The organism is Microcoleus asticus IPMA8, assembly GCF_013179805.1.
Taxonomy (GTDB): domain Bacteria; phylum Cyanobacteriota; class Cyanobacteriia; order Cyanobacteriales; family Microcoleaceae; genus Microcoleus; species Microcoleus asticus.
The window spans coordinates 1-2,015 of record NZ_SRRZ01000281.1 but is presented as its reverse complement, the minus strand read 5'-3'; the positions used below and the strand labels follow the sequence as shown (position 1 = coordinate 2,015).

Sequence of the window (2,015 nt, the reverse complement as noted above, 5' to 3'; positions counted from 1 at the left end):
CAACTAGCGCCGGTGGTGGCATTCAAACAGGAAGTAGCAGCACTTTAACTTTAGAAAATTGCCAAGTCAATAATAATGTTGCCGGTTTTGGTGGCGGCATTTACACGGGTTTCCGCAGCACGACGACTGTAATTAACAGCAAGTTTAGCGGCAATGACGGTTCGCTAGCAGATAATACCGAACGCGGTGGCGGTGCGATCGCCACCAAAAGTGGGGGTGTTCTGACTATCACAGATAGCGAATTTACCAACAACAAAGGCAGCTACGGCGGAGCTGTTAATAACCTGTTGGGCAGCATGACGATCGACAACTCTAAATTCACCGGTAACGAGACAGATAAAGGCGTTGGCGGGGCAGTTTACGTCGATGGCGCTAATGCTTCGGGTCCCAATGCAACCCCTGGCCCTGTTGCCGGAACTATTGCTATCCGCAACAGCGTTTTTGATGGCAATATCGGAGCGAGAGAAGGAGGCGCAGCCTTTTTGTTTGGTTATTTGCCAGATAAAATTGTCTTGGAAAATAGCACTTTTATTAATAATAAAGCTGTTAAGGATGCAGCAGGAACTGGAGGTTTGGGAGGTGCTATCCGTCAGGGAAATGCGGATTTTACTGTAACAAACTGCACTTTTGCTAATAACCAAGCTGAAGATGGTGGTGGCGGTTTGTGGTCGGGAGGGAATGGAAACATCAGCATTGTCAACAGTACATTTTCCGGCAACAGCGCTGCTAAGCAGGGCGGAGGAATGCTTGTCGCTAACAGAGATTCCTTTTCGACTAACATCGTCAATTCGACTTTTGCTAAGAATACCGCTGAATTTTCGGGAGGTATTGCTACTTTTAACGATCCTGTGAAATCGCCAATTACTGTCAAAAATTCGATTTTTGATAGGAATACGGCAAGTAACTCTTTTAAAACTAGGCAGCACACTGGACGGGAGCTAATCGATGGGGGAAACAATCTTCAATTTCCCGCTAAACTGACGGTGGGAGATCCTAATGATAGTAATGTTACGGCAAATGTGACGATCGCAGACCCCTTACTCGGCCCTTTGCAAAATATTAACGGCGCTTTCGTGCTGCCGCTGCTAACAGGAAGTCCGGCAATTGATACGGGTACTGGTGCGGGCGCGCCGGCTGCAGATCAGCGCGGTGTGAGTCGCCCTCAAGATGGTGATAATAACGGAAGTGCGATCGTTGATATTGGCGCTTATGAATTTAATCCTACAGTCACGCCGACTCCTACTCCGACGCCGACTCCCACTCCCACTCCCGCGCCGACTCTTACTGGTTCTTTGGGTCAAACAAATAATTACAGCAGTGTCAGTGACCTGATCGCACAATGGCCTTCGGCCGCCCAGAATCAAGGCATCAAACTGTCTGGGATAGCTTTTGATGGCGTGGAAACTGACTACCTTAACCCGAATGTCATCAGCAACCTCACCTTAGCAAGCAACGAAAACCCTAAAAGCTGGTTGAGCTACGGCAGTACCGGTGGTATTGGTGTCCCATCCTCTTATGATGGTTGGTTCACCGACGCCAGGAAAATTCGGGCGGAAATCAACCATAACCCCAACACCAATCAATCTCAGGCGCTGAAGGTGAAATGGGCAGATAACCAAGACATCACTAGCACAACGATCGACCTGAGTGGATTGACTCCCACAACAAGTCCGGGTTTGGGCGATCAAGGCAATGAAGTTGCTTTCGTGCAAATCTTTAATAATGGGGTTCTGGTACCAGCCACCAATTTTACGATCGCTCGCCTCAACGCTCCGAGCGCTCCAAAAGCGATCGGTGTGTCTTCAAATGGAGTGACTTTCATTGGCGATCGCACCGATGGCAGTTTCAAATTCCAGATAGTAGGAGACTCTCTGGGCGGCGCTACTTTTGACGAACTGCGGTTCTCCACCAAAGCCTACGATAGCCCCACCGCTGCCTACGCCGCCACCTCCTTCAAAAACGATGGTTCCGACTACCTAGTGCGGAAAATTGAATATCAAGGGATTTCTAATGTG

General features: G+C 48.9%; 1 protein-coding gene. It reads left to right on the top strand.

The annotated features are described in order from the left end of the window. Positions 1 to 2,015 (top strand): right-handed parallel beta-helix repeat-containing protein (locus E5S67_RS33870; RefSeq protein ID WP_246277098.1); only part of this gene is annotated, 2,015 nt, incomplete at both ends.